The sequence below is a fragment of the Desulfosporosinus sp. HMP52 genome (assembly GCF_000765145.1).
In the GTDB taxonomy this organism is placed as follows: domain Bacteria; phylum Bacillota; class Desulfitobacteriia; order Desulfitobacteriales; family Desulfitobacteriaceae; genus Desulfosporosinus.
This window is the reverse complement of the sequence record NZ_JMGA01000019.1, coordinates 33,803-57,813: the sequence shown is the minus strand read 5'-3', so window position 1 is coordinate 57,813 and position 24,011 is coordinate 33,803. Positions and strand designations below refer to the sequence as shown.

At 38.9% G+C, this 24,011-nt stretch carries 19 protein-coding genes; 3 read left to right on the top strand and 16 right to left on the bottom strand.

Features of this window, described 5'->3' with window-relative positions; translation table 11 throughout:
* Nucleotides 1–595 precede the first annotated feature (595 nt).
* On the bottom strand, nucleotides 596–2,122 hold the full coding sequence (locus tag DP73_RS08355) for an ATP-binding protein (protein ID WP_034598800.1): 1,527 nt from the start codon (nucleotides 2,120–2,122) through the stop codon (nucleotides 596–598).
* Between the two features lie 233 nt (nucleotides 2,123–2,355).
* Here DP73_RS08355 and DP73_RS23390 point away from each other — a divergent pair, with 233 nt between their 5' ends.
* From DP73_RS23390 to DP73_RS08345, 3 genes are all read left to right on the top strand, one after another.
* Nucleotides 2,356–2,523 carry a hypothetical protein gene (locus tag DP73_RS23390; protein WP_014902590.1) on the top strand — a complete coding sequence of 56 codons (168 nt, stop codon included), beginning with the start codon at nucleotides 2,356–2,358 and terminating at the stop codon, nucleotides 2,521–2,523.
* 147 nt (nucleotides 2,524–2,670) lie between these two features.
* Nucleotides 2,671–3,273 carry a hypothetical protein gene (locus DP73_RS08350; protein ID WP_034598799.1) on the top strand — a complete coding sequence of 201 codons (603 nt, stop codon included), beginning with the start codon at nucleotides 2,671–2,673 and terminating at the stop codon, nucleotides 3,271–3,273.
* Nucleotides 3,274–3,649: 376 nt separating this feature from the next.
* Complete coding sequence (locus DP73_RS08345) at nucleotides 3,650–5,374, top strand: SulP family inorganic anion transporter (protein ID WP_034598798.1); 1,725 nt, start codon at nucleotides 3,650–3,652, stop codon at nucleotides 5,372–5,374.
* A gap of 121 nt (nucleotides 5,375–5,495) precedes the next feature.
* Here the strand turns inward: DP73_RS08345 and DP73_RS08340 are convergent, their stop codons facing one another.
* The 15 genes from DP73_RS08340 to DP73_RS08270 all read right to left on the bottom strand — a co-directional run bounded on the left by DP73_RS08340 (nucleotide 5,496) and on the right by DP73_RS08270 (nucleotide 23,843).
* Entirely contained in the window at nucleotides 5,496–5,762 is a 267-nt protein-coding gene (locus tag DP73_RS08340) for a hypothetical protein (RefSeq protein ID WP_034598797.1), read from the bottom strand.
* A gap of 41 nt (nucleotides 5,763–5,803) precedes the next feature.
* Nucleotides 5,804–7,159, bottom strand: coding sequence for a sigma-54 dependent transcriptional regulator (locus tag DP73_RS08335; protein WP_034598796.1), 1,356 nt, complete (start codon nucleotides 7,157–7,159; stop codon nucleotides 5,804–5,806).
* Nucleotides 7,160–7,228: 69 nt separating this feature from the next.
* A complete protein-coding gene (locus tag DP73_RS08330; RefSeq protein ID WP_242865726.1) occupies nucleotides 7,229–7,816 on the bottom strand; it encodes a hypothetical protein in 588 nt (195 codons plus the stop codon).
* A 679-nt stretch (nucleotides 7,817–8,495) separates the two neighbouring features.
* Complete coding sequence (locus DP73_RS08325) at nucleotides 8,496–9,113, bottom strand: hypothetical protein (protein ID WP_034598792.1); 618 nt, start codon at nucleotides 9,111–9,113, stop codon at nucleotides 8,496–8,498.
* Nucleotides 9,114–9,265: 152 nt separating this feature from the next.
* Nucleotides 9,266–9,835 carry a universal stress protein gene (locus tag DP73_RS08320; RefSeq protein ID WP_034598790.1) on the bottom strand — a complete coding sequence of 190 codons (570 nt, stop codon included), beginning with the start codon at nucleotides 9,833–9,835 and terminating at the stop codon, nucleotides 9,266–9,268.
* A gap of 32 nt (nucleotides 9,836–9,867) precedes the next feature.
* Nucleotides 9,868–11,679, bottom strand: a complete 1,812-nt coding sequence (locus tag DP73_RS08315; protein ID WP_034598789.1) for a SulP family inorganic anion transporter — start codon at nucleotides 11,677–11,679, stop codon at nucleotides 9,868–9,870.
* A 771-nt stretch (nucleotides 11,680–12,450) separates the two neighbouring features.
* Entirely contained in the window at nucleotides 12,451–12,798 is a 348-nt protein-coding gene (locus DP73_RS08310) for a YlbF family regulator (RefSeq protein ID WP_034598788.1), read from the bottom strand.
* A gap of 223 nt (nucleotides 12,799–13,021) precedes the next feature.
* Nucleotides 13,022–14,914, bottom strand: coding sequence for an adenylyl-sulfate reductase subunit alpha (gene aprA, locus DP73_RS08305; protein ID WP_034598787.1), 1,893 nt, complete (start codon nucleotides 14,912–14,914; stop codon nucleotides 13,022–13,024).
* Between the two features lie 38 nt (nucleotides 14,915–14,952).
* On the bottom strand, nucleotides 14,953–15,390 hold the full coding sequence (aprB, locus tag DP73_RS08300; protein WP_034598786.1) for an adenylyl-sulfate reductase subunit beta: 438 nt from the start codon (nucleotides 15,388–15,390) through the stop codon (nucleotides 14,953–14,955).
* Between the two features lie 86 nt (nucleotides 15,391–15,476).
* A complete protein-coding gene (gene sat, locus DP73_RS08295) occupies nucleotides 15,477–16,643 on the bottom strand; it encodes a sulfate adenylyltransferase (protein WP_034598785.1) in 1,167 nt (388 codons plus the stop codon).
* A 270-nt stretch (nucleotides 16,644–16,913) separates the two neighbouring features.
* On the bottom strand, nucleotides 16,914–18,083 hold the full coding sequence (locus DP73_RS08290; protein WP_034598784.1) for a (Fe-S)-binding protein: 1,170 nt from the start codon (nucleotides 18,081–18,083) through the stop codon (nucleotides 16,914–16,916).
* Nucleotides 18,084–18,161: 78 nt separating this feature from the next.
* Nucleotides 18,162–20,378: a hydrogenase iron-sulfur subunit gene (locus tag DP73_RS08285; RefSeq protein WP_034598783.1), complete on the bottom strand. Its 2,217-nt coding sequence runs from the start codon at nucleotides 20,376–20,378 to the stop codon at nucleotides 18,162–18,164.
* Between the two features lie 4 nt (nucleotides 20,379–20,382).
* Nucleotides 20,383–21,615, bottom strand: coding sequence for a CoB--CoM heterodisulfide reductase iron-sulfur subunit A family protein (locus DP73_RS08280; RefSeq protein ID WP_034598781.1), 1,233 nt, complete (start codon nucleotides 21,613–21,615; stop codon nucleotides 20,383–20,385).
* Nucleotides 21,616–22,317: 702 nt separating this feature from the next.
* On the bottom strand, nucleotides 22,318–23,205 hold the full coding sequence (locus DP73_RS08275) for an NAD(P)-dependent oxidoreductase (RefSeq protein ID WP_034598780.1): 888 nt from the start codon (nucleotides 23,203–23,205) through the stop codon (nucleotides 22,318–22,320).
* Between the two features lie 254 nt (nucleotides 23,206–23,459).
* On the bottom strand, nucleotides 23,460–23,843 hold the full coding sequence (locus DP73_RS08270; RefSeq protein WP_034598779.1) for a desulfoferrodoxin: 384 nt from the start codon (nucleotides 23,841–23,843) through the stop codon (nucleotides 23,460–23,462).
* Nucleotides 23,844–24,011 lie beyond the last annotated feature (168 nt).

The following is a 24,011-nucleotide window of genomic DNA, read 5'->3' as shown; positions in this document are numbered from 1 at the left end:
GCGATAATAATCACCTACAAAAACGTTAAACAAACATACACATATCCGATTTTTGTGTTATAATACTATTACGATTAAATTTCTTAGCGGCCTTTCAGAGGCTGCTTTTTTTTATTGACTAAAGCAATTGGTTTTTGACTATTTGGTTCTTTGATAGATTCCCCTCCAATCCTTTATAGTCAATTATTTCCCATCTATCACGGATCGATATTTTTCTATAAGTCTTGTGAATTGTATCGCCCTCCCTTCAACTATGTATGTGACTATACTCACAAGATAAGATTACCATCGTGATAGAATTACGTCTATAGCAAATCAAAATGCTCTTAATCAGTATTGTCTATTGCCATTACATAACTTTCTTTGTTATTTGCTTAGTAATCATCTAGCCTAATTAAGGTTATAATCCTTTGCTCCTTAATTTCGACTAAAATAGACTTACAGGTGACTCTGGCTACCTAAATACAAATTCACTTTTAATCAATAAGGGCTATAAGAATTTTCGTCCAAATCTTTCTTAATAAGACCTATTAATTATAAAAAAACTCCGAAGAGAAAATTCTTTCTCCTCGGAGTTTTTTTTATAGTCTTTACTTTACAGATTTATTGGAAGTGAGTTCGATTTAGGTATACTCACAATTATTGTAGTCCCTCTGGGAGAGGTTTCGGCGACCCATATATTGCCTAAGTGCATATGGATAATTTGATAGCTAATCGACAAGCCTAATCCGGCACCATCGTCTCTGGTTGTGTAAAACGGATCGAAAACACGCGAGAGATCACTTGCTTCAATTCCAGTACCTGTATCAGTGATCTGAACTTCGATGGTTTCTGCTTTAGCCTGTGATTGAATGACAAGCTTCCCTCCGTTGTGCATTGCTTGGACAGAGTTAATGATTAAATTTACAAAAACTTGTTTCATTCGATCCATATCGATATTTACCAAAGGCAGATTGGGTTCAAACCTCTTCTCTAATTGAATATTATTTTGTCTTAGCATGGGATAGGTAAATGTAAGAACAGATGACAATAAACTATTTAACTCAGTCGGACTAACGATAGGTTTACTTGGTCGGCCAAAATCTAATAACTCCTTAATAACAAGATTGCCGCGATCCACTTGATCACAAATTACTTTTGTATATTCCGATAATCCTTCTTGGGTTTTGAACTCACCCTCCATCACTTGGACGGTTGATTTAACAATGGCCAAAGGATTCCTTAATTCATGGGCAACACCTGTAACTAGTCGGCCTAAAGCCACAAGTCTCTCGGAGCGCATTAATTCTTCTTCCAGCCTTTTCTTTTCCTTTAAGTTGTCAGCCATATTGTTGATAGCTTGAACAACCTCTCCGATTTCTCCCGGCAGCGCAGGAAGCCTTTTTTCACTATCTTCCTGCATACTTAATATCCCATTCTTAATTATTTGCACTTCTGAAGCTAAGTTATGAATAATATAAAGGGCTGTCCCCAGACCAAGTATTAAACCAAACAAAGTCATGTAGCGGGTTATAAGGCTGAACTGCCTGCTTTGTGCAAAGACTGGATGAACCTGTTCATCTGCCCAGGCAATGGCAATCAGTTTTTCGTCCTTAATTACCGGTACCAAGTATTCAAATGCCTGATCTCCCAATGAACCTGCAATACGCGCTAGGGGCTCTTTAGTTGCGTTGACTGCTATAAGACCTGAGGATGCTTCGTCTAAAATGCGATACTCTCGAGCTTTTATTTCCTCGGGGGTTTGAGGCCTGTATTGATGTAGAAAACCATAGACAAAAAGATCATTTGTCTCAGGAATGTATAACCCCAACCGTACTCCTGGATTACCATCGGCTAATGGCTTGGCTATTGAATCAAAGGCATTGGCAATTGTGTTGATATCATCTTTAGAGAGTGGCGAGCTGTATTCTAAATTGGAACGCTCCAAACTTTTCGTTAAGCCTTGGACAGTGGCATTGACCATGGTTCCTAATCGCTCTTCTTTAGTAGTTAAGAGCATTTCATCCTTTGCTCCAGAAAAAAAGATGTCATACATCATTACCAAGATAGGAATAAGTAGAATTGCCGAAACAACAAACATTATTTGCGAAGCGAAAGATTTATTCTTGAGAATCCTAAACAAGCAACCACCTCCCATAGCACGATTTCAGACAGATCCCTTAATAGTGCTTGAAAACAAACAATACCTACAAAGACCCACTTTAAGCATATCACAAGTTCTGTGAGTCTACTAAAGCTCTAACTATTGCTCCAAAACAGATTACAGTGGCTGAAAACATACAAAATATCCTCAAAAAACAGCTAAAATGGCTGGCATGTTAATTGCAATAACTAGAAACATAGGAGGTAATTTATATGACTACTAATCAATTCACCGTTTGGGTCCAAGAATTATTTGATTCTTGTAACATTCATAATGAAATTGAAACAAGCAAACTAATTGTGGAAGTGATGAAGAAATTCCACACTCTAAACAGTGAAAAAATTCAAGAACAAGTAACAGCAAGACCAATTCTACGTTAGATTAGAAAACTTTTAATCTCTAAAAGCTCCTCCATGTCCTTGATCTCATTTAAAGAATAACATTATAAGATTATTACCGTCTACATCCCCTCTGTATCTTCACAATCAATATTCTTGATAGGATTATTTTGAAAGGAGGAAATTCCTTTGTCCAGCTTATTACTCAATAATCATTCGCCTATTGACCAGATGAAAATTGAAGCAGGAGATAAATCTTTTCCAATCTGGCTCATCGCAAATCCGAAATACCCTGATGACATCAGTAATATATGGAATCCAATAATGTATGAGATTCAAGATAAAGTCTATCGTAAACTCAGAGCAAGGATTAACAGCAGAAATATATTTATTCTGAGCGCTTTCAGTAATATTGGCAAAATATGTAACACTCCAATGGAGGAGGAGTTAACTAAAAAGATTCTAATACTCAAAGAGAGTGTCTATAGGTACCAACCTAAACTTCTAATTACTTTTGGTGCCATTACCAATGAGTATATCAAGCGAGCCTTCGATCAAGGCTCCGAAGGTCAAACTAAGTATTGGAATACCGGAAATTTAAGCAACGAATTTGAGCAGGCAATTGCCAACTTTGATATTAATCGACCAAACTGCATTCCTTTGGTGCGAAGGATTTCTAAAACAGCCAATACCAAAGATTGGATAGACCAAGATAATTACTATTATGATGTTGCAACGAAGATTGCTGAAAGAATTATCGAAAACAAAGATCGTCTGGAAATATGGATCTAATAAGGAGAAAGGATGATTAACATGAGTGCCTTGAAATTCTGTTGGGACTATTTGGTTTTCTTTGGAGACTGGCTTTGGCCAATCAGCGAAAATGAATCCACGGGAGTTTAGAATCCAAGTTATCATGCTTCCGGTTGACATTCCTCAAGCAGAGAACGCCGGAAGCGCATAACCATCAAGAAATCTTTGTATATTCTCCGAATAGTAGATCCTTCCCGGCTTTGGAAAATTTTAAAATTGATTTCCTCCTCTACGTCATCTACTAAACCTATATGCTAATAAATATGTACAGCTAAATACGTACTATGTTTCACAAAACTTCATTTAAGTTATTACCTGATTAGTAGTGAAAAATTACTGTTTGGAGGCAATAACCATGAACATTTCAAAGTTTATTCCACTTATTGATACCTTAATCAATTATGATAAAAAGAATTTTAAGTTTGATCTAATCGCTGCATTAACTGTTGCAGTAGTTGCCTTACCTCAAACTATGGCTTATGCAATGATCGCCGGTGTTCACCCAGCCTACGGTTTATACTCTGGTATTGTGCTAACAATTATTGCTTCTTCGTTTGGAAGTTCTAATCAGCTGGCAACCGGGCCAACTAATGCTATCTGTCTCTTGATAGCATCTTATATGATACCCTTTGCAGGAAGCGATAACTTTTTTGCAAACTTATTTCTCCTAACCTTTTTAGTAGGAGCTATACAATTTACCATGGGGGTACTAAAACTGGGTTCTTTAGTCAACTATGTTTCACATGCTGTGATCGTAGGCTTTACCGCCGGGGCAGGTGTTATTATTGCTATGGGTCAGCTAAATAACATAATGGGAGTTAGTCTGGCTGATCCACACCTTTCAAGTATTGGAAAATTAGTTACTTGTTTACAGAGTATTGATAAAATTAATTATTACGCTCTAGGTATTGGCCTATTTACTATAACAATAATTATAGTCAGCAAAATAATTAATAAGAATATCCCCGGTGCTTTGTTAAGTGTTATCTTTTCAGTAGTTCTTGTGATGATCCTAGGTTTAGAGGAATTAGGGGTAAAGGTTGTGGGACAAATTCCTCAAGCTATACCGCCGCTAAGCATGCCCAACTTCAATCTCTCTGCTATTAGCGATTTAACTACCGGGGCAGCCGTCATTGCCATTATTGGTCTAGTTGAAGCAGTATCAATTTCCAAGGCAATTGCAACTAAAACCCAACAAAAGATAGATCCCAATCAGGAGTTTATTGGCCAAGGAATAGCTAATTTAGTGGGATCATTTTTCAGCAGTATAGCAGGCTCCGGTTCCTTTACACGTTCTGCTATAACCCATCAAAATGGAGGAAAAACCCGGTTAACAGGGGTACTGGTAGGTTTGATAATCCTCATTGTTTTATTTTTCTTTGCACCCTACGCGAGATATATTCCAAATGCAAGTTTAGCTGGGGTTATCATGGTAGTTGCCTACTCAATGATTGATAAAAGAGCTTTAGTAAAGGTTATAACAACTAATCGTAATGATGCCATCGTCCTACTGGTGACCATGTTGACGACCATTTTTGCCCCTCATTTAGAGCAAGCAATTTATGCCGGAGTTGCTGTCTCAGTAATTCTATACCTAAAGGATTCTGCCGTAGCTACCGTCAGAACTCTAGAAACGGTCAGAGGAAGTAACGGGCAATTTATTGAACAAGTAGCCTGTAAAAACGACACCGCCGTTGCAATTCATCAACTAGAGGGAAACCTATATTTCGGATCCTCAGCGGATCTTGACAAGAAGTTAAGCGACTCATTCCCAAACTCCAAAGTTTATCTCATACGTTTCAAGGGCGTTTCAATCATCGATATTACCGCAATGGAAGTTATTGAAACTTATATTGACCGAGCTTTAAAGGAAGAAAAAAGGGTTATTCTCTCCGGAGTCACACCAAAAATCTTAGGCATGCTGAAAAAAATGAACATTGTTGATCACGTTGGTAAAGAAAATATCTATATGGAAGAGGATGAGGTTTTTGCCTCATCTGAGAAAGCTATAGAGCATGCAAACTCTTTTGTCAGAAATGTCAGCTATACCTCGGAGAACCGATCTGCCCAGGCATACTAAGACCTTATTTAAAATAGCCCTCGAAAAGATCATCTAATCTTTCGAGGGCTATTTCAAATATTTAATCGCCCCCTGAAAAAAACAGGGTGCCTAGAGTATCGAGTTAATAATAGCAGTATATTCATATTGCAGGTGTTGCCAGGGGTAATCTAAATACAGATAAACCCTCTCTAATTCCAGACGCATCCGGACGGCATTTAAAACTCTCACAGCGTGTTGGAATTATCGAAATGTCCGTATATATTATAAAGTCTATCTCTTTAGGTGACAACTGGTGTACTTCTGCTTCAGAAGTCTTTATTACATCATTAATAATCCTATTAAGACTAGAGCGAATATGGCATAACTCCTTATTAATACATTGGCTGCACTTTGAAGTCTCTTTCATAGTTCCCTCCCTCTCTACATAGAACCATTGTAGATTTCTCATTATAATTTTACTTGGTACTTTTGAGCTCTATAAAGAAGTGCTGATCGTGTAAGTCCAAGTAGCTGTGCTGCCTTAGTCTGATTCCCTCTACTTTTCTCAAGAGCCTTAAGAATCAATTCTCTTTCCACTTCGTCGAATGAAATCCCCTTGTCAGGGAAATTTAGAATCAAGCCTTGATCTGCATCGTTTTTTTTGTTTTCAACTTTTTGTATTTCTTTCGGTAGATGTTGCACCTTAATCTCCTGCCCTTGAGAGAGGATGACAGACCTTTCGATTACATTTTGCAACTCTCGAATGTTCCCGGGCCATTCATAGTTCATTAATAATGTTAAAGCCTCAGGAGAGATCATTTGTTCTTGAGAGGGATTAAACCTTTGCATAAAGTGCATGGTCAATAGTGATATATCTTCTGATCGTTCCCTTAAGGGGGGAATGTGGATCGGCAGTACATTTAAACGGTAGTACAGATCCTCCCTGAAAGTTCCTCGTTTAATGCAGTCCAGCGGATCACGGTTTGTTGCAGCTATAACCCTTACATCAACCTTGATGCTTTCGGTTCCTCCTACCCTTTCAAACTGTCTTTCCTGAAGTACTCTAAGGAGTTTAACTTGCATTGACAGAGGCATTTCAGTAACCTCATCCAAAAATATTGTTCCCTTATCAGCTAATTCAAAGCGACCTAGCTTTCTGCTCACAGCGCCGGTGAATGCTCCTTTTTCATGGCCAAACAATTCACTTTCTAGTAGGGTTTCGGGGAGTGCTGCGCAGTTGATAGGAACATAGGACTTTTCTCGACGATAGCTAAGATTGTGAATTGAAAGTGCCGTAACTTCTTTTCCGGTACCACTTTCTCCGGTAATCATTACTGTAGCATTACTGTCTGCAACCCTTTCAATAAGGTTGTTGACCTCTTGAATTGCCGGACTGTTGCCCAAAATTCGGCCATGTTTTTTATTCAGTTCAGAGCGCAAAAAGACAACTTCTTCCCGCAAACGGCTTACCATTAAGGCCTGCCTCACAACTATCTTGAGCTCATTAAGGTCAAATGGCTTGGAAATATAATCGATTGCCCCAAGCTTCATAGCTTCAATGGCAGTATCAATTGATCCATGAGCAGTAATCATAATTACCAGAAGCTTTGGAAAGAGTTCTCTGGCTTTAACCAACACTTCTAAGCCATCCATTTCAGGCATTTTGAGATCAAGCAGAACTAAGGAAGGTGTTTCTTTCTGAATTAGTTCCAGGCCTTCTTTCCCCCGCGTGGCAGTTATCACCTGATACCCTTCCTGTCGGAGGCCTTTTTCGAGAGCCCAACACAGATGCTCTTCATCATCAATGACTAGTATCTTATTCAATAAAAACACTTCCTTCGCTTAACGGAAAGTGACAAATTGGAAATCCCCTTGTTCACCCTGGAGTTAGTTTTACTTAATCCAGATATCTAGATGTTCCTTATTTTCAATTATCTTTTCAGCGATTTTCGCCCCAACATGTTGAAAATAAGTCTCCCTATCTGTTCGCGACAGAAAATTGTGGTTTTCGATAAATTTATCTGTAGGAATCACACGACGGAGGAGTGGTATCCTGTTAGTTTGGTTAATATCAAAGTTTTCCATAGCGTTTTCAAATTCATCTTTAAGAATGGAAGAACTCCAGGCTTTCGGCCCTTTTTCTGGTTTTACTTCAAAGACACGCCTTGCAAATTCAAAGGGAAATGCACCAAATGATATGAGCATCTTGGGCTTGTGTTCATTTACAATCTCTCTGTAATACTCAATTTCTTTTGCTACCTCCTTACCCCACCAGTTTAAGGTATTAGGAACGATACCTCCGTCATTTACAGCACTACGAATATAAATATTAGAGGTATCTATCCTAGTATACAATTCTCTAAATACTCTGTCTTGGATCTCATCTAATATAGGTCTCCAAATATCATGGCGAACTGCCGGGTATTTGGGGTTTATTAATAGCCATATCGGATAAGTTCTTTCTCCTAGTTCTCTCTTCATACTCTCACCCTTAGAAAAGGATTCTTTTGGAGTCAAGCAGGACAAAATAATTTCCACCTTTCTTTGCTTGTACTGCCATTCACATAAGAATCTTGGCGGGTCACCAATGATTGATAGAATTTAGCTCACTAACTCAAAATCCTCATGTTTATGACTTTAAGCATTTATAACTCGATTAAATTTCTTAGCGGCCATCAGGCTGCTTTATATATCTATCTATTTCTAGAACCAGTACGACCCTAGCTATTTATTTTTTATAACCCCCTCTCTTTAACTATCATGTGTGATTCATCACAATTAGAGATTAACATTATGAAAGAAATGTGTCTAGAGCAAAACAATATGCTCATAATTAATATACCTGATAGCGAGATTTATAGATTTGTTATGTGATAGCAAATCTACATTCAATTGACATACTTTTAGGCTACAAAGCAGCCATAAGTTGCTAGTTAGCCTACTTAGGGGATCTGAAAGCTGGAAAATTACCTTCTTGCTTCAATGATAAGGTTGGCCTGTTGATCAAACCCAATTCTTCTTAATCAAATTCTTTAATTTTTAATTGTTGTCCTTTTTGATGAAAAATATACTACAAAAAGCTTCATAGGGAGGTTAATCTCTATGAAGCCTAATTAGATTCTCTTATTACAACTATTACATAACTCAGTAATCTTGGTTTTTAATCCATCCAAATATTAAGTTGATCCTTATGCTCGATAATTCTCCTGGCAATATTAGTTCCGACGTATTTAAAATATTTATCGGTATAATCAGGATCATCAATGTATTTGTCACTTTCGACAACTCTACGAAGCAAAGGAAAAATATTGGTTTTATTGAGGTCAAAATGCTCAATGGATTTTACAAATTCGTCCCCTAAATTTGTAGTTCCCCAAGACTTTGGTCCTTTCTCAGGTTTCATTGCATAGACTCGTCTTAAAAACTCAAAGGGAAAGGCACCAAACGATATTAGGATTTTCGGCTTATGCAATGAAGCAAGCTCTCGAAAATCGGCTATTTCTGCAGCCACTTTAGCATCCCACCAATTCAAGGTGTTCGGAACAATACTACTGTCAGAAACAGCAAACCGCGTATAAATTTTAGAAGAATCTATCCTTTTACGCAATTCCCTATATACCAGGTCTTGAATTTCCGCCAATACAGGCGTCCAAATATAATGTCGCACAGCAGGATGCTTAGGATTAAATAGTAACCAGATTGGATATATCATCTCTTCCGACTTCCCTTTTGCCTGATCCGTCAAAGACTGATCTCTGCTAAGAGTTGAATCAGTCAACCTGATCCCGCCTTTCTTAATATGATAGTAATATACACCCAAAATAAGTTCTTATGAATTGAGGTAAACCTAATCAGCCCCGAAGAGACGATTCTCTGCGGGGCTGATTAGGTTTTTAAAAAAAGATAGGAGATCAACTAAGAGAACCGGGACTATAGATGATTAACTTTCAAACCATTGCTGTTATCATCTGAACAATAATTATCAATAAAGTCTTGGGGGAGCTTCTTAATTAACAAAACAGGGATAGGTGATCTATTTAGGACATTGTGAGCTAAACAACCAAAAATCAAGCCTTTTAGCGTGGTTAAACCCCGAGTACCCATGATAATTAATTTAAATTTTTTCTTTTCCGCATACTCAAGAAGGGCATCTACTGTATCAGATATGCTAGGGTTACAATAGATTACATGGTGACTGACATTCTTACCTCTTTCAGTAAAAATTTCGTTAGTTCTATTAAGAATATCATTATACAAATTTCTTACATTAGTATCTGACTCAATGACACGTTTCATCCACTCAGACGTAGGACTAACTGGCCAAGTATCGATCCAACTGTACTCTGTACCCATAGAACCTTCATCACTTTCCTGAACCTGCACAATGGTTAAATGCATATTCGGCATATTTTTCAGCAAATTTGCCGCGTAAACTGCAGCCGAAAATGCCTGCTGTGATCCATCAGAATAAAGGAGCACATTGAATTTTGAGTCGCCCATATAAATACCTCCTTCGTATTTCTTTCTTCTATTTAAAAGGCTGCTGTGTTTCGATTATTGATACCGTTATTTACCTTCGATACGGTTTCAGATTCTAATAAATTACATGCTGCAGATTTTTCCTTACTGCCAGTAATTTCACAACCTAAAACGGATTTTGCTCTTTCTAAGGCATTAGTAGAAGATGCAAATATTTCATTCTCAGACATAAAGATGTTATCTTCTCCAATATCCGAAGTCACATGAGAATTAAGCAATAAGGAGTTGAACTCAGACTTTACTCCGCTGAAGATAACAATTCCACCAGATTCTTTAACTGTTCTAATAAACACCTGCAAAGCGCCTAATGCAGTTAAATCAATTGTAGCTACATATTTCATTCTTAAAATAAATACTTTTGATTTATCCGTTAGATCATCCAATTTTGTTTGTAAATCCTCCGCAGAACCAAAGAAAAGGTTTCCTTCTAACTGAATGATTAGAATATCAACTTTTTCTTTAAGGGATTTAACTTCTTTTTCGATCACATGGCCATTCTGCTCTTGTGAAGGTAGAAGTATCTTTAAAGGTGCCTTATTAGTGTCTTTAAGATATAAGGCAATAGAAATTGCTATCCCTGTGTAGATTGCCACATCTAAATGAGGCATTACAATTGTAGCAATGGCTGTAGTAAACATGGCAATAGAATCCGATTTAAACTTACCAGCCTTAACAATATGCATGATTTCCTTTTTATCTACCATGTTATAAGCAATAACCAGAATTACACCAGCAAGACATGGATTAGGAATATATTGTGCATAAGGTGCAAAAAACAGTAAGACTAAGGCAACTACAATACCTGACATTATTCCGGCAAGTCTGGTAACTGCACCACTTTGATAATTGATTGCTGAACGTGTAAAGGATCCTGACCCGGCAAAGCATTGAAAGAATGCAGCTCCGGCATTAGCCAGACCTTGGCCAATAAATTCTTGGTTTGCATCTATTTTCTGCCTTGATGTTGTGGCAATTGATTTTGAAATTGCTATAGCCTCAACTAAGCCAATGATGGCAATTGCAACTGCACCACCAAAAAGATTCTGCATAACGTTAAGGTCAAATTGAATCATTTTAAAGGGCGGAAGGGAGGAAGGTATAAATCCAGTTAGCTTTACACCCTTTTGATCCAGGGAAAACATTACAATAAAGATAATTGGAATAATGATTCCGATCAATGCTCCTGGGATTTTCTTATTGATTCTTTTGCAAACTATAATAATGGCCATAGTCATCGCGCCAAGTCCAAGTGCATACAGATTAGTCTGATTTAAATGGGTCATAACATAATAGAACTTCTGCATCGTTGACATATGAGCGGAATCTTTAATCGAAATACTCAGGAGTGTACTGAGTTGACCTAAGCCGATCAATACTCCTGCACCGGCTGTAAAACCAATTACAACAGAATGAGACACAAAGTTAATAACTTTCCCAAGTTTTATAACTCCAAATAGGATCTGTAACACCCCAACCATAAAGGTCATTAAAAAGAGCATCTGATAGACATTCTCTTGGCCCATATACTTGCCTAGACTGCTTGCTACGAGTAGTGCAATAGCATTAGTAGGACCAGCAATTGCGTGATTAGAACTACCAAATGCCGAGGCAATAATAGTCGATACAATAGCAGTATACAAACCATAAACAGGATTAACACCAGCAATTAAGGCATATGCCATTGACTGGGGAATGACTACAACTGCTACAGTTAATGCGGCAATTAAGTCTTTACTTAAATATTCCTTTTTATAATTCATTAAGGTGCCGATTAAAGGAATATACTTAAATCTTGTTAAGTACAAAGGAATTCCACCTTTCACGTTAGTTTAAGCTGACAATACCCAAACTTTTTTCGTCATAGACTCACTTTATTTCCCCGATTTATATTTCCTATAACAATAAAATTAATAGCTATAAAAAATACCCTCCCTCCTCTTGAAAGGGTTTATCGAATCCGTCAAACTCAGGATTATTAATGGTGAAAACTTAAGAGTACGATGTATTATAGTTAAGCGGCAGAATTTGGAGACAGTTGAAAGAGATTTATTTCACTTATAACCTACAGACAGTTTATTGATTCCAATAAATTAGTGTCTTCCGCTATTTTTAATCTAAAATCAAGGCTAATTCATTGAGATACAAGTCTTAGAAACACCCTCAATTTCACCTCCAATCATCAAACTCTCTATATATTTACACCTACTACCTATTTTTCACCTTGGCTGGATGGGTTAGTCAAACGTTATAAATTGCACAAGCTATTTCATAAGATACGTTTAACTTCCTATTATTTGTAGATTAGCATTGATAGTATATCAAGTCAATATTACCGCAATCAATATATCCTATTGCTGTGACTGCGGATTTGAAAGGAAATCCGGTTAATCTAAAATGGCAATACACAATACGCAATTGAAGATTATCAAGGCGTATATGTATTGCCATTTTATCTAGTTTATGGTATATATTTTCACTGATTAGGTGTTATATTCATGTACATTACTTCCATTTAAGGAATTCGAAGTAGAAAGCTAGTGACAAGCTAATCTAGGGATTAAATTTGTCAATTGCCATTATTTATCGATACTTTTTATCCCATTTTTGATATTTCCAGATATCTGCTCCATAAACTCTTGGAAGTTTGTGTTAGCCTGATTACTTGCTAAAACTTGGCGATTTCTGATGCATGTTTTCTCTAATTCTTGGATTTTTTCTTCTTCTTCTTTGGTAATTTCAATCCCGGCCATTAATTTGCCGCGATGTTCATTTTTCATTTTTTGAAGATCTTCTACTAACTTTCGAGCTTCAGCATCTTGAAAAAGATCATACTCAGCCTTTTTGAAATCTTTATAGATATCAGATTGGGCAATCGCTTTACCTAGTTCGATACTCTTTTGCATTAATTCCTCAATTTGATCCATGTTTGTTTCCTCCTTTAAATTATTATATTATTTCACACTTACAATTAAATAATAACTGATTACCACAAATTCTTAAAGGAAGAATTTAGATATTTGTGTTAAAGAAATAGGGAATGGATACAAAATTCCGAGAGATCACGAAAATTTGCACCATCCCCTCTTGAAATCAGCCTTCAAATAGACTATTATTTTTACTTAGTCTACTTGACCTTACATGGTTGGATTAAAAGGATACGCCAAACATATCAAGAACAGGCTTTTTGAATATTGACCATTCATTGGTATTTGGATCCCACTTCATGTTTACGAAGCAGCGCCAGTTCTCTTCATCAAGAGTAGGTTTGTCTGTTCTGATATAGTATCCAGGCCAACGTGTTTCTTCACGGAAGGTTACAGCTTTGAGGTGAGACTCAGCTTGCCATAATCTGTGTTTGTTTTCCCAAACTCTTAACAGTTCATAAAGATCAGCTGCAGCTAATTTTTCGGAGTCTTCTTTGAGGAACTCCATCAGTTCTGCTGCTCTGGTTAAGGAAGCTTCGTTCATATTGAAGAACACGTTTGCTCCACCAACATACTCATCCATCATTTTTTGTAGACGATACATGAATTGCTTTGGAACAATATAATTAGGGTTAACACTAGGATCGGTACTGAAATCTTTGTGTTGTTCGTATAGTTCAAGTGGTTTTATGATTGCTGCTTTGATATCTTCAATAACTTGAGCATCTGCCTCAATTAAGGTATTGTTGTCTAAGATATATTTGCAAGCTGCTTTAGCTGCAATACGTCCTTCAGCGTGTGTACCTGATGAGAACTTATGAGCGCAAGCTCCTGTAGCGTCACCAGCAGCAAAGAGTGCAGGAACTGTGGTCATGTTAGCATAACCCCAGAAGTAGTCGGTTCCAGCAGAGAGATCTTCTGGACCAGATACCCAAGCACCTGATGCACCGGAGTGAGAGCTGATGAAGTAAGGCTCTGTAGCAGCGATTTCGGAAGATCTTACTTCTGGCTCTACGTTGGTAGCTGCCCAAAGTAAAGCTTGTGCAATTGTCATATCGAGGAAGTCTTCCCAAGCTTCATTCTCTAAGGTTTTCATTTTCTTCTTGAAGGCTTTCTCGTCACCCTCATAAGCTTTAGCTAAGTTAGCAATAGCTTCCTCAGTACGCATGAAGAGAGGTCCTTTACCTTCTTGGATGTCTAATAATCCGAGATGGTTACGGAGGTTAGCAGGAATTGGCTTAATTTTACCAAATACGCCCCAGTTTTCTAATTCGCTAGCACGGGTTTCCATATAGTTTTCGCCCAGTGCATTGGTAGCGCGGGATTTGAATAGTAAGAACCAAGCTCCTACTGGACCATAAGCATCTTTAAAGCGGATAGGAACGAAACGTACTTCTTGACAAGTCATTTCTGCTCCAGCCTTCATGGTGAAGTAAGCAGATGAACCTGTGGAGAAAGGAGGATACCATGAACGTCCAGCACCTTCACCAGTGGATTTTGGTTTGAAGACACCGACGGTTCCACCCATTGCACATAATGTAGCTTTTGCTTTGAAGACATAGATTTTGTTTTCACGAACACTGAATCCGACAGCTCCAACGCATTTGCCATCTTTCATGAGTGGTTCGGTAATGAAAACTCTCTCATAAATGTTTTCTTCGCCTAAAGCATTTTTAGCAGCTTCAGCAACGATAACCTTATAGGACTCACCGCTGATCATTAATTGCCATTTACCTTCGTGAACATATCCGCCATTTTCGTCTTTCCATAATGGGAGACCCCATTTTTCAAAGAGGTGAACGGAGCTGTCAACGTGGCGGGCGATGTTAGCGACCAAGTCATCACGAGCAATACCCATTAAGTCGCCTTTAACGTATCTAACATAATCTTCAACTGTGTTTTTACCTTCAGCAAGACCAACATATAAGTTAATAGCGGACAATCCCATTCCGACTGCACCGGAACGTGGCATTGATGCTTTATCAACTAAGGTTACTTTAATTCCATGTTTTTTGCCCCAGTATGCTGCTTCTACTGCAGCACCACAGGATCCCATTCCGCCTCCGATGATCAGAAGGTCGGTTGTTACTTCTACTGTTTCAAAGTTCATTGGCATTGATTTTAACCTCCCTATTTATTCCCTTTTACAAGAGCTTACTTCTTAACAGTCCAGATCGGCATATGATTTGAAGCTGGTTCGGTATACAGTTCGATGCTGTCGATGTCTGTGGTCACTTCATAACCGCCATCAGGTACTGCGGAACCTTCTTCGGTTGTACGAATCGGGAATTTGAAGCGTTTGGTCATGCCGTTACGGAATTTAACAGTCCACATAATGCTGTCAGAGCTACGAAGAGGTACACATGAGGCGCCTAGTGGAACAAAGTCTGCATAACCACGAAGATCCATTGCTTGTTGTGGGCAAGCCTTAACACAGCATAGGCACTCCCAGCATTGGGAAGGGTCAAGGTTTACAGCCTTCATTTTCTCTTTGTCTAACAACATAAGGTCATTGGGGCATGCATACATGCAAGCTGTTTTGTCTTGCCCTTTACATCCGTCACATTTTTCTGCAATTACAAAACTTGGCATTCGTTTTACCTCCATCATTCATATATTTTTGAAACTAAACTAAAGAACTTAGGATTCTTTAGTTTAGTCTTCAACCAATGGTTAGCTTACTTTGAGGAGTAATATTTGAGCAGAATTTCAAGTACTTCTTTACGGCTGAAATTGCTAGGTGGTACTTCGCCGGCAGCTAACATAGCTCTCAGCTTAGTTCCGCTAATTTTCAGATGATCTTCTTTGCCATGTGGGCAAGTTTTTTCAGTAGTCATGCCTTCGCACTTATTGCAGTACATAGCAGCTGTTACTTTAAGAGGTTGGCAAAGGATTTCGCCTGGCTTAAAGGTATCAAAGATTTCTTGAGCTTGATAAGCTGTGTAGTAATCGCCAACGCCAGCATGGTCACGGCCAACAAGGATGTGGCTGCAGCCAAAGTTTTGACGGAAAATAGCATGGAGGATAGCTTCGCTTGGTCCTGCATAACGCATTTCCATAGGATAAACTTTCATCACAGCATTTTTCTCATTGAAATAATTTTTCAAAAGAACTTCGTAGCACTCTAAGCGAGTTTCAGCAGGAATATCTCCCTCTTTGAGTTTTCCTACGATAGGATGTATGAATAGTCCATCGCAAACTTCATTTCCCATTTTGCAGAGGAACTCATGTGAACGATGTAAAGGATTCCGGGTTTGGAAAGCTGCTACAGTTGCCCAGCCCTTTTCATCAAAGATTTTTCTGGTTTGTTCAGGAGTAGCATAGTAGTCACCATATTTTGAAGCGTATCCCAGTTGGCTAAAGGTTACCAACTCACCGCCGATGTTGATATCTCCTTGAGACATAACTTTTTTAACGCCGTCATGTGCTGCGTCATCTGTAAAGAATACAGCGTTGCACTCTTTAACTTTGTCATACTCATATTTATCGTTCACTGTTAAGATACCGCAATACGTATCAGTTTCATCATCAACTAAAGCCAATTCCATACCAATTTTGATAGTTTCAGCTTGTTCAGGAGTAACTGACAATGTAATTGGGAGAGGCCATGCTAAGCCATTGGTTAAGTGTTTTGTGTTTACAACACTTTCATAATTGGCTTTGTCCATGAATCCTGTTAGTGGGCTGAATGCCCCCATCCCGATCATTAAAAGGTCAGATGTTTCTCTTGAAGACATGCGAACCACTGGTAAGGTTTTTGCTTTTGCTAATGCATCAGCTCTTTGTGATTCAGGGAGCAATACAGGTGTTAACTTTCCACCATGGGGTGGTACTAGTTTTGACATAGTACAATCCTCCTCAAATTTTTTTATAATGAATGTGAGTATACTGCAGAAACTAGTGTTTATGATGCACACAGCCAACATCATTTCTGTCGGAAGGATACTATATAAACAGCGTTTCTGGCATCCCCCCTTTCACTAACGTTTGATACTTTTTTCACCATATCAGTTAGCTAACCTCATAACTTGAATTCTAAGTAAAGAACATCTTTGATATGAGGTTAGCTCAACATCTAGACTCAAGCACAAACCCTTTGTCAACATTGACCCTTATTATTTTTCAAGGGACTCGCAGAGAAATTCTGACATCTCCATTACTTTTAACACGTCATTCTTTTCTAGTCCTGCGCAAGCATCATCTAACATTGTAATACAGTATGGGCAAGCAGTGACTATGACATCAGCATTTTGCTTCACTGCATCATTTATCCGTAATTCTCCGAAGCGCTCACCAAAGGGTACTTCGGCCCAAATCCGTCCGCCGCCGCCTGAACAGCAAAGGCTCTTATTCTTAGTTCGATCTAATTCAACAAGCTCAGCCCCTGGAACTGCTTGAAGCAACTCACGTGGTGCGTCATAGACTAAATTGTGTCGTCCTAAGTAACACGGATCGTGGAATGTTACTTTTTTTGCAATTTCCCCTGGTAAGGAAAGCTTTCCTTCTTTCAAGAGTTCACTAAGGAGCTCAGAATAGTGCATTACTTCGTACTCTCCACCAAGCTCTGGATAATCTTGTTTAAAGGAGTACAGGCAGTGTGGAGATGTTGTAATGATTTTCTTAACACCTTTTCCATTAAACAACTTGATGTTAGATTCAGCTAATTTAGCGAAAAGTTCTTCATCTCCGATTTTACGGATAGTTTCACCACAACAACTCTCTTCAGCTGTTAAGACCCCGAAGCTAACTCCAGCTTGTTGGAGAAGTTTGACAACACTTTTAGCAATCTTTTGGCTGCGCGTGTCGTAACAGGATGTGCAGCATACATAAAGCAGATATTCCGTGCCTTCTGTAAATTCTGGAACATTCAAGCCTTCTAGCCAGTCAGCTCTCTTCTCACGAGGTCCGGCCCAAGGATTGCCATTGGCATGAAGACTTCCTGCTACAGGTCTTAAGTGACTCGGCAAGATGCCGGCACCTACAATCGTATTACGCATTGAGCGTACGTTTTTAATAATCTCAACACTTCTCGGACAATTTGTTTGACACATGCCACAAGTGACACAGGCAAAAAGAACTTCTTCATCATCGAAACCTTCCAAGCCGAGTTGTCCTTGTCGTTGCATTTTACGAATATTAAATACTTCGCTAAGCTCACCGGGAACCTGTCGGTATGGACATAGATTGGTGCAGAGACCGCACTGCATACACCAGTTGAGCGTTTCGGCTCCTGAAGAAATAATATATTCTCTCATCTCCAGAGATACTTCTTTTATTTCATCCATAATACTGCTCCTTTGCTATCTTATGGGGACATTCTTTCTACCTGAATAGGAAGTTTGTCCCCCTAACCTTAGATCCACTTAGAACCCTTTGTATGGGTTGGGGCCTAGTTCCTCTAGTTTTGCGGCGAAGTCATCTAACATAGCAGGTATTTTGTCGTAATCCGTGATGGAGATTTGATCCATTCGCACTCGTTCAGAGTCCAGATCCAGTCTGTCTAAGGTTTCCGACACTTTGGATAATCTGATCTCGGCCAACTCGCTTCCTTTGATGAAGTGACACTGATAATCATCACCATGCTTGCAGCCCAATAGGTAGATTCCATCGATGCCAGCTGACATCGAATCAGCTATCCAAACCAAACTCAATGAGCCTAAACATCTTAGAGGGATAACACGAACCCATGCATTATACTTAAGCCGATTAATACCAGCCATATCTAAAGCGGGGTAAGCATCATTTTCACAAGCAAAAATCAGGATTCTTGGTTTTTCTTCATCTTCATCAGGAACTTCGATTGACTTAATCAGATTACCAATCATAGGAACAGAGTAGTTCTTAAAGGTAATAATCCGTTCAGGACATGCGCCCATACAGATTCCGCATCTGCGACAGCGGGTCGGATTTGGCAACGGATTGAATTTATCATCTTCGTTAATAGCACCGAAAGGACATTCTACAGTACAACGCTTACATTGAGTACATCTCGACATTGCAAAGTCTGGGAAAGACATATCCCCTACTCGAGGGTGTACCGCCATGCCTTGGGCACTTGATTCCATACATTGAATTGCCTTTAAGGTTGCTCCTGTAGCATCTTCAATCGAAGACAATTCATCCATTGGAGCCCTTACACTACCGGCTGCATAAATTCCGGTACGGCGAGTTTCATATGGGAAGCAGATAAAGTGAGAGTCTGCAAATCCATATTTCAAAGTAGGCATTTCAGGGCCTTGACGATATGAGAGATTGAGGAGATTTGATTTAAGAATAACTTCCGGCTTAGGACCATCATCCTTCTTATCTTCCTCTGCATCAGCTTTAGCTGCGAAATCTTCTCCCAACGCTGTTGTTGGAACCATACCATTTGCTAGAACTACCATATCTACTGCTTCAGTAGATATCGTTGCTCCAGATAGAACATCGGTTGCTTCAATAAGCAGGTTCTTTTCGCCATCTTCGGTAATACCTTTAATTTCTCCCCTGACGAAAATACTTCCATCTTTTTGAACTTGTTGATAGAGCCTCTCGTATTGACCCGGTGTTCTCATATCTTTATAGAAAACAAAAACATTTGCTTCCGGGTTTTGTTCTTTAATATAAGAAGCCTGTTTTAAGGACTCTACGCAACATGTTGCCGAACAATAGGGTAAGTGTTCAGGATCCCGTGATCCTGCGCATTGGATAAAGGCAATAGTTTGTACTTCTTTACCATCCGGACGAAGGATTTTTCCTTTAGAAGCTATTTCTTCCATTTGCAGTCCAGTGATTACATTCTCATATTTACCATACCCAAGATAATCCAATTTTGTCGGATCATATGGCACAGCTCCTGTAGCAAGAACGACGGAGCCGACTCTTTCCGAAATTGTTGCACCATTTTGGCTGATTGATGCATCGAACATACCTGGTGAACCAGCTATTTCAAGAATCTCTGCACCTGTATAGACTGTAACATCTGGATTAGCTTCAACCTCTTTAATTAACTCAGCAACATCTACCTCTTCAGGTGCAGTATAGGGTGCTTTTCGAGGAACTTGTTTAAATAAGCTATTCATCCAGCCTCCAAGAGCTGGGCTTTTCTCAACTAAAACAGCCTTATACCCTGCTTTGGCAGCTTCTAGCGCAGATGTCATACCTGTCAAGCCACCGCCAACAACTAATAGGGTTTTAACCATATTTACACCTTGATAAGGTTCAGGCAATTCAATGTGCTTCACCTTAGCAAGACCCATTCTTAGATAATCTTCAGCCATCATCTGGGTGTCTTCGTCGTTTGCTGTTTGACTCCAGATGACCTGTTCCCGAAGATTTACTCTCTCCATAATAACTGAGTCAAATTCAAAAACATCATAATTAACACGCGGGGAACAAGCAGCAATAAGAATTGTGTTAACGCCTTCATTCTCAATGTCGCTCTTTATTAACTCTACCCCTTCAGAACCACAGAGAAAGGGGTGGGTCTTACATACAGGAACCTTGCCTTCCTTGGTAGCAACCTTGGACAGGCTCTCTATTTCCAGAGATTCTCCTAGACTACATCCAGTACAGATATAAACACCTGTTTTTTTAACCATTGGGCTACCTCCTCACCGTAGATTGAATGGCCTTAAGCGCTGCAGATGTAGAATCTTTTACCGATGAGGAAACATCCAAAGGCTTCTTAGCGCATCCTGCACCGAAAATTCCTGGTTGGGAAACAATAAAGCCATCCTCATCATAGGATATTGTATCGAGTGCACTCGAGGTAGATGGCGCCATACCTGTCGCTAGTACAACCATATCAACGGTTTCCTTCATGATTTCACCAGTTAATTGGTTTTCAACTTGGACGATTAAATCCTTCGTCTCAGGATCTTCTGAAATCTCGCCAACTTTTCCTTTTATCATGTTTATATCATCTTGGACTTTTGTATAAAAATCTTCGTGCTTTCCCATCGCTCTAACATCTATATAAAACATATAGACTTTTGCATCTGGGCTGGCGGATTTTACGTAGGTTGCTTGTTTAAGCGAAGCCATACAACAAACTCCTGAACAATAAGGAAGATGATTTTCATCTCGGGATCCTGCACACTGAACAAAAGCAATGGTTTTTACTTCTTTTCCGTCAGATGGACGAAGGATTTTTCCCGCGGTAGGACCATTGGAAGCAGCCAATCTTTCCATCATAACGTTTGTGATAACATTTTGATGACGTCCAAAACCGTAATAGTCTACCTTTTTAGCATCATAGGGTTCCCAACCGGTAGCCCACACGATTGCTCCAACATTTAAATTAAAGCTTTTAGCCGACATATCTAATTCAATAGCGCCATATTCACAGGCAGCAACACATTTCCCACATTCTGCTCCCAAACAAGCTGATCCATCAATCACATACTTCATTGGGAATGCAAACTCGTGAGCGTTATAAATAGCCTTTGTTTTACCCATTCCATAATTAAACTCATTAGCCCGCTCTGCCGGACATGCCTCTGTACATTTGCCACATGCAGTACAATTATGATTCACATAACGAGGATTTGACTTAACAGTTACAGTATAGTCTCCTTCTACTCCATCAATCTTTTCGATTTCTGACAAAGTGAAGAATTTGATGCGGGGATTTTGCTTAATCCGTTTAAAATTAATCTCCAGCCCGCAGTTCGGTGGGCACAGCTTAGGAAAGTACTGATTCATCTGGGCCACTCTACCACCTAGGTAGGATTTCTGTTCAACCAGATAAACTTCGCTTCCTGCCTCGGAAGCTTCAATAGCGGCTGTAAGTCCGCTCACTCCTCCTCCGACCACTAAAATACTCTTATGCGCCATCCTTCTACCTCCCTTATATGTCAATAGACTCTCGGCATTAACCGAGGCAGTTGGATCAAGAGCTTTCTCGAACCAACCTTATAGCACTCCTCCTACCTTAATAGGAGATATTTGCTTTCATAGTATTTAGCTTTTTCTCGCTCCCACTAACTCGTTGATCATGAGGTATATGATTTCTTTCACATACTAATTAGCAACAAAACTTGTCCTATTAGATATATATCACGTCAAACGTAACAAAATGCACAAACTTGTATTTAATTATTTTGCAAATTATTTATTTCACTTACAAAATAAGACTAGCACTGTGGTCGTAATAAGTCAATATGGCGATAATTAAGATATTATATAGTGAACTGATCTCCGATACCTTGGTAAATCTAGTTGAAATGATATTCTAACGATCTATTCTCTTCCTATAGAAGTTATTATGCAAATACGATTATCGTTTCCGGCTATAAATAGGCAGAAAAATATGTAAAAAGCTAAGGAATCACCTTATACAGGATATTATTTCTTAATCTTTACGAATTTTTCCTTATATTATCATCTCTTCTACATATCCCCCAAAAATACCTTCTAGTTTTTTACTGTTTTATTGCTAACCTTAAATTCACAATAAGGAAACCTCATGTAATCTTAATATTGAGCTTGTTAAAAAGGAGAGCATATATGCTCTCCTTAACCAATTTACGATTATCTTTAGTTATGCTCCAGATACAGTTTGAACAGCGCTTGTGTCCCGCTATTCTCCTCTCCACGTTCTGCGAGCTTCTCATATAAGGTCTTTGCTAACTCTAAACCCGGTGTGAGTAATCCCATCTGTTTTGCGGACTCTAAAGCAATCGTCATATCCTTAATGAAATGCTTAACATAAAAACCCGGCGCAAAGTTATTAGCTAACATACGCGGCGCAAGGTTACTTAAGGAGAAACTTGCTGCCGCTCCCGTTTCAATACTTTTTAAGACAACCTCAGGCTTAAGCCCTGCCTTTTGAGCGTAGGCCATTGATTCACATACCCCGATCATGGTTGAGGCAATTACTATTTGATTGCACATCTTTGTGTATTGACCGGCCCCGGCACTTCCTTGTAAAACAATATTTTTCCCTAAGCAACCAAAAATTGGCAGTATTCTATTAAATACTTCTTCATCCCCACCGACCATTATCGCCAGACGAGCCTCTTTGGCTCCTACATCTCCTCCAGATACGGGTGCATCTAGTACATACATACCGAGGACTGATGCCTCATTATAGATCTTCTTAGCAAGGTCGGGAGATGAGGTAGTCATATCAACGAAATAGCTGCCCTTCTTAGCATTTTGCAGAATTCCATTAGTTCCTAGATATACCTCTTCTACATCTTTTGGATAACCAACCATTGTAATAACTACATTACACTTGGCAGCTAACGCCGCAATTGAATCTTCCCACACTGCACCCATTATAATTAAATCCTCAGCGCTTGCCTTAGTGCGGTTGTAGACCACTACCCTATATCCCGCCTTAAGCAAGTGACCGGCCATGCTCTTACCCATAACACCTGTACCAATAAAGCCAATAATTGTATTCTCTTTAGTTAGGTTCATAGTTTTTACCCCTTCCATTAACATTTTGCTATAACAGACTGGTGATTATGTAAAGTTCTAAACACCACATTGTAATCATAATAGAACATTTTTACCTATTACAATAAAACTATAGAATATCCCTCTAAAAGTGTCAAGCAATCCTAATTTAAAGTCATAAAAGAACAAAAGCATCGCCGTTGTAATAAATAACCGTGGATGCTGAAAAAAGCAGGCAGGTAAAACTTGCCTACCTACCTGCTCTATTAACCATTTTACTTACTCGTCTTCCATAGACCATGAATGTTACAGTATTCTCTAACCTCAATAACCTCGTTTTCAGCAACCAAGAAAGTAGCTTCAGGCGCTTGCCCCGGTTCAAGTTCTGCCCTAAGGACTTGTTCCTTTGTCAAAACCTCTATAAACCGAATGAAATGTTTTTCTTCCATAGGGTGAGCAGCACTGCCAACTTTAACTTTAATACCCCCACTTACTGCTTCAATTACAGGAACATGTTTTTCTAGGCTAGCATCTGTTGTACCCGCCTGTAGTATATTCATCGGTTTATTACAACAGACCAATGCAGATGCTCCAGTATTAACAACCTCCACAACATTACCACAAATGCTACATACATAAAGTTCTCTTAGATTTGTCATAGTTCAGCCTCCATCTTTTAGATTAATTCTATGTGTAATAGTATTCTCCAAATATTTAAATTTTCCTCCTTATAAATATTACTTTTTTGCAATAAAAATTAAAAACGAATTTATCTCCAATAATTTCAAATCGCAAAGACAACTCTAAGAATGGTTATTTTTTGAATA

Excerpts from the sequence above, each read along its gene's own strand:
- DP73_RS23390 (WP_014902590.1), top strand. The coding sequence starts at position 2,356 with ATGACTACTAATCAATTCACCGTTTGGGTCCAAGAATTATTTGATTCT.
- DP73_RS08345 (WP_034598798.1), top strand. The coding sequence starts at position 3,650 with ATGAACATTTCAAAGTTTATTCCACTTATTGATACCTTAATCAATTAT.
- DP73_RS08340 (WP_034598797.1), bottom strand. The coding sequence starts at position 5,762 with ATGAAAGAGACTTCAAAGTGCAGCCAATGTATTAATAAGGAGTTATGC.
- DP73_RS08330 (WP_242865726.1), bottom strand. The coding sequence starts at position 7,816 with ATGAAGAGAGAACTAGGAGAAAGAACTTATCCGATATGGCTATTAATA.
- DP73_RS08320 (WP_034598790.1), bottom strand. The coding sequence starts at position 9,835 with ATGGGCGACTCAAAATTCAATGTGCTCCTTTATTCTGATGGATCACAG.
- DP73_RS08310 (WP_034598788.1), bottom strand. The coding sequence starts at position 12,798 with ATGGATCAAATTGAGGAATTAATGCAAAAGAGTATCGAACTAGGTAAA.
- aprA (WP_034598787.1), bottom strand. The coding sequence starts at position 14,914 with ATGCCAATGAACTTTGAAACAGTAGAAGTAACAACCGACCTTCTGATC.
- aprB (WP_034598786.1), bottom strand. The coding sequence starts at position 15,390 with ATGCCAAGTTTTGTAATTGCAGAAAAATGTGACGGATGTAAAGGGCAA.
- sat (WP_034598785.1), bottom strand. The coding sequence starts at position 16,643 with ATGTCAAAACTAGTACCACCCCATGGTGGAAAGTTAACACCTGTATTG.
- DP73_RS08290 (WP_034598784.1), bottom strand. The coding sequence starts at position 18,083 with ATGGATGAAATAAAAGAAGTATCTCTGGAGATGAGAGAATATATTATT.
- DP73_RS08285 (WP_034598783.1), bottom strand. The coding sequence starts at position 20,378 with ATGGTTAAAAAAACAGGTGTTTATATCTGTACTGGATGTAGTCTAGGA.
- DP73_RS08280 (WP_034598781.1), bottom strand. The coding sequence starts at position 21,615 with ATGGCGCATAAGAGTATTTTAGTGGTCGGAGGAGGAGTGAGCGGACTT.
- DP73_RS08275 (WP_034598780.1), bottom strand. The coding sequence starts at position 23,205 with ATGAACCTAACTAAAGAGAATACAATTATTGGCTTTATTGGTACAGGT.
- DP73_RS08270 (WP_034598779.1), bottom strand. The coding sequence starts at position 23,843 with ATGACAAATCTAAGAGAACTTTATGTATGTAGCATTTGTGGTAATGTT.